The 4,660-nt window shown below is 56.0% G+C and carries 1 protein-coding gene and 5 pseudogenes; 3 read left to right on the top strand and 3 right to left on the bottom strand.

All coding sequences use genetic code 11. The features are described from left to right. Nucleotides 1-371 precede the first annotated feature (371 nt). The gene (locus HV796_RS40260; protein ID WP_175233286.1) at nucleotides 372-2,423 is read left to right on the top strand and encodes a hypothetical protein; all 2,052 of its coding nucleotides are present in this window, start codon (nucleotides 372-374) and stop codon (nucleotides 2,421-2,423) included. A gap of 16 nt (nucleotides 2,424-2,439) precedes the next feature. On the opposite strand, the pseudogene HV796_RS40255 reads toward HV796_RS40260, so the two are convergent. Together HV796_RS40255 and HV796_RS45585 are read right to left on the bottom strand one after the other, a co-directional pair. Then, nucleotides 2,440-2,601, bottom strand: a pseudogene (locus HV796_RS40255) (DDE-type integrase/transposase/recombinase); the annotation flags it as partial. 177 nt (nucleotides 2,602-2,778) lie between these two features. Then, nucleotides 2,779-2,991: pseudogene (locus HV796_RS45585) on the bottom strand (transposase); the annotation flags it as partial. A 234-nt stretch (nucleotides 2,992-3,225) separates the two neighbouring features. Here HV796_RS45585 and HV796_RS40245 point away from each other — a divergent pair. After that, nucleotides 3,226-3,523, top strand: a pseudogene (locus tag HV796_RS40245) (type II toxin-antitoxin system RelE/ParE family toxin). 1 nt (nucleotide 3,524) lies between these two features. After that, nucleotides 3,525-3,931 (top strand): annotated as a pseudogene (locus HV796_RS45750) (addiction module antidote protein). A 199-nt stretch (nucleotides 3,932-4,130) separates the two neighbouring features. Here HV796_RS45750 and HV796_RS40235 read toward each other — a convergent pair. After that, nucleotides 4,131-4,277 (bottom strand): annotated as a pseudogene (locus HV796_RS40235) (IS6 family transposase); the annotation flags it as partial. Between the last annotated feature and the right edge of the window lie 383 nt (nucleotides 4,278-4,660).

The following is a 4,660-nucleotide window of genomic DNA, read 5'->3' as shown; positions in this document are numbered from 1 at the left end:
ATGATAATGGTTTCGCCAAAATCGCAGCCGAGCAATTCCATTCACTGGTTATATAAGCAATCCAAATCATATTGAAATTCTCTTGTCCCGCCCGCCTTATCGCGACACAACCCGATACGCATTGGGAAACGAAGAGGTAAAGGATTTGCCAAAACGCGATTCGCGAAAATATCGAATGGAGCATCGCTAAGACCCGTCGTATCCGATCGCAGACGGCCGAAGTGTGAATTCCACAGCTCTTCGGATCGATGATTCACGCCCCGCCGGAATGCGCAGGCTGCTCAGGCCGCTGTCAGGAACAAACGTATACCACACGCGCCGGACGCGAGCGAGCGCTTTTCTGGCCCTAATCTGGTTGATGAGGAAAAACGATGCCTAATGTATCCAGTCTAAAAATGGTGGAGCAGTTGCGAGCCAAAATCGGTCTCAATATCAGCAAGCAGAAGCGATCGGACAGAGAAAAGCTTGGGCTTGAACCTGCGCTGCAACAGTTCAAATTCAGTACACCGAGCCAGAAATTGACGTTTATGATGTACGGCGTGTCGATCGCTATGACAATAAAACCGGCCGCTGCGGAGCGTTCGTCGAAGTATCCGCAATTCTCCACCTCCGACCATGGTGCCAAGACCAATCAAGTTCTCCGAGAGCTCGACGAGCCGGCAACAAATCGAACCGGTGCCAGTCAGCCCGATCACTATGGCCTCGGGTTCCTTGTGTCAACCACGGCACCATCATCCGTGGGGCCGCATCTCGGCGTCAATCCGTATATCCCGGGTGACCGGAAATCCCCGACAACCGCCCCTTTGCTGCCCGCCAACCTTTCAGGCGGACACAATCCGCCCTCGTATGGAGTTCCGGGCAGTTCCACCGGATCGCGTTCCCCTCGGGCCGCGGCTCAGTCATCGCAGTTGCCCAAAGACCGTGATATCTTTTCCGAACATCGGAGGTGGAACCCGGCCTCCTTCAGAAACTTTCTCAAACAAATCAAGTTGGACGAGTCGACAGGAGTTCCGGCGGGCGTGGCCGGCCGTTTTTATTCAATAAAGGAGTTAGCGAACAGCCCCTTGATGACAACCCGAGCACGTACTCTCGATGAGCCCGGTCGATTGGCTCTGATTCAGGCGTCGTTTGACCAGCATCGCATTGACACGGCATTTCCGTTTGGCAGCAGCTTTCATGCAATGGCAACGATTCTCCAGCGCACTACCGGGAACAAATACAACAGCTCGGAGGCAATCAAAGTGTTGATGGATTTCAATGCGCTCGTCGAGCAATCTCCCTCGGACGATCCGCGACTGCAGGCCGCACAGATCATGGAGGTTGAAAAAGATTGGCCAGAAATCGAGAATGCCGACCCGGAGCAGGTGAGAAATGAGAGGATCGCATCAGTGGTAGACAACGTAATCGTTCAGCTCACCGGTCCCGCCATCCACTTTAACGAAACCGAAGTTATTCTGTTCAAACTTAAAGGAATGATCGGACTGGACGAAGAGCAGCTCACGAAAGAATTGCCAGTGACACCCGTGAGGCCGGGGGGAGAAAAAGCCATCTCGATATTGGATCTGTTCAAGCGCCACTCGCAGTTCAAAAGTTACCCTGTCGTCTATAATATTTATCCTGACCGGATCAAGGTCGAGTATACGGGGGATGGATCAGTCAAGGCGCCAGTTCTCAGAGTTCACTTTTCTGATGGTGCAAAGGCTGATATAACGCCGTCCGAGATCATCGAGAAGGAGATACTTAAGCATCGGGAGAAGCTGCGTTTCGACCTATGGGTGAATCTCAAGGCGCAGACCGTGGCGAGGGGAAAGGCACGCCAGGGTGGCAACTTGCCCCCGGATGATGTGGCGAAGGAAATAAAGGCGGTGATCGAGCATCTAGGCCCACCTACGCCGAGGGAGATGATCAGAAAGGATATTCGCGAAAAGGTCCCTGCCATACCGATGGTCGGGGACATTGCAAATATTCCGCTGCTCGGCTATGACCTCATGGAAGGCGATTACACGACTTTTTGGAACAAGCTTCCCCTGTCCTCTGATCTGCTATCGCGCAGTGACATTGCGTCCGATGTGATTAACAGAAACCTGAAGGGGGCGCTCTCGAAGACGCTGCAGCTTCTTCCCAAAAATGTCGGAAGTCTCTACACATGGATGACCAAGCCCAAAGAATGGACAGGGCCTGCGCCCGCAGGGAACGGACACGGCATCGGCGATCTTGACGGGGCGATCGAGCAGCTGGGAAAATCGGGAAATACAGCATCCTCTGTGGCAACGAATTTAACGACGGCTTCGACAGCGGCTGCGCAAACAGACCTTATATCCACTTCGGCCTCGTCGAGGGCAACAAGGTCACGTCAGAACTCTCATCCGCACTGGCTTTTCGACCCCCTTCGGGGGCGAGGTAGCAACGCGCCGCGCGGTTGAGGCATTCAGTTCATGCGCCCTGATGCCTGATGGCCTTGCTGAAAAAACCTTTGGCCGCCGCCACATCGCGCCTCACCCTAAACATGAAGTCTACCGTCTGGCCAGCCCGATACAGGTAGACCCACCTGCCCCGAATCTTCAGGTACGTCTCATCGACACGCCACGGGCGACCCGCAGGGGCACTGCTTGAACGAACTGGCCCAACGCATCGGGATGCGCTGCGTAAGACGCTGCCTGCTGGCATTGTGTCTGGCACACCGGTGCGCATAGTAGCCAGAGCGGCTCACCTGCAAAACCCGGCAGGCGTCACTGACCGATACGGCCTCCTGTTGCAAGTGAGTTACCACGCGATAACTCACTTCAATTCTCGTGCAAAGAAGGCCGACGCTTTTTTTAACAACGTGTTGTCCTCGCGCAGTTGCCGGTTCTCCGCTTCGAGCTGCCGGATGCGCTGCTGTTCCGGCGTTAGCGGTTTGCCTACCCCAGGGCCATCGGCGCACTCCGCGTCGTATTGTGCCACCCAGCGCCGAACAGCCGTCTCGCCAAGTTCCATCGACCGGCAAACCTCACTGCGGCGGGTCGCTTCTTTCGATCATGACGGTGCCTGGCAGGGGGCAACCCGCGCAGTGACACGGTCTGCGTCATCGCATCGAGGTCTTCGAATTCGAGCGGCGAGCGTGTGCACCACGTCGCCCATCCGGGACGTCAGCGTGTCGACGTTACGGCGATCGCGCTGTGACTGGCGCCCGTTACGCCGACATAGGTGTTGATGTGGTGTAACCTATGAGTCACAATGTGACGCATGACGAAGCTGATAGTCACCTCCGAATTTGACGCATGGCTTTCCCGCGTGCGGGATCGGCAAGCAGCTACGGCTATCACCGGTGGACTCAAACGGGCACAGATGGGTAATCTTGGACACTGGCGTCCCGGTCGGAGACGGGGTGTCGGAAATGAAAGTCGATGTAGGGAAGGGGTATCGGGTTTATTTCACGCAACGTGGGGACGTGCTGGTGATCATCTTGTGTGGTGGCGATAAGTCCACACAGCCGGCAGACATCAAGCGCGCCAAGGCTATAGCGAAAGGGTTGGAGATTTGACGTGAAAATTAGTGAGATGATGGAGTTCGACGCATCGAAGTACCTGAAAGATGAAACCGATTACCGCCTCTACCTTGCGCAAGCGTTCGAAGGTGGCGATCCGGTCGAGATTCAGGCGGCACTTGGCGACGTTGCTAAAGCACGTGGCATGACGGCGCTAGCGCGCGAATCGGGTATTGCGCGTGAAGCCCTGTACCGCGCGCTCTCCGACAAGGGAATGCCGAGTTCGCGACGATCATGAAGGTGATCGGCGCGATGGGCCTGCACCTAACGCTGGCAGCAGCCGAACCGGCGCCCAAGGCGAAAGCCAAGGCGACTACGGCGGCGAAAAAGGCGCGGCCCGCTGTAAAGCGAGCACGTGTCCAAAGCGGGACCGTTCGCGCTCGTGCCGCTGCCGCGCACGTGTGACGAAGAGGGACGCGCATCCAGCACCAAAACAATCGAATCCATGCGAGAAAGCAAATGGAACAGCGCGAGGACACAAAGCGCAATTGTTCGTGGAGTGCGTGAGAGCGTTTCTCGTGCGAACGCGAGAGTGGTGTACAGAACGGACTGTGTCGCGATAACGAAGATGGGATGAGAGAACGCCCGCAATGAAGAGGATTGCTTATGTTGCGGGAGAGTAGAATTGATCGGCGGCAGTCACCGCGATGCCATCGCCACGCATCTGTCCCTTGCAGATCATATGCATGATCTCGATACCGGACAGGATGATGCACGCGCACCGGAAAACCTTGAATCCCATCATCGGTTTGATGAGGCCAACTGGTTGCGGGTTCTTTCCGCGCTCGAACTTGGCTTCAAGCTGCAGCAGGAAGCGGTTTTCGCGGATACGAGCGAAGCGGCTAGAATCTCGTTGCTTTGGTGCGCGAGATGGCGAGAAGCAAGCCACGACAAGGGATTCCAGCGAAATTGCGTGGCGCGCAGTTCGAGCAGTTTGTCTTGCCGCATCTGGGCAAGGGCAGTCGAGGCCCCGCGAAGAAACTGAGCTTTCACGCGATCTTCAACAGCATTTTGCGTTTGCCCGTAAGCGACATTTGTCGGCCGTCTTGACGATCAGAATTTGATCTCGAAGAGGCGTTCGTTGACGCCCTGAAGGTCAAAGGCAGCGGGATCGAAGCTACCGCCGCACCAGTC

It is taken from the genome of Paraburkholderia humisilvae (assembly GCF_902859855.1).
Classification (GTDB): Bacteria; Pseudomonadota; Gammaproteobacteria; order Burkholderiales; family Burkholderiaceae; genus Paraburkholderia; species Paraburkholderia humisilvae.
Note: the sequence above shows the minus strand (reverse complement) of the source record. Positions and strands in the feature narration are given on the sequence as shown.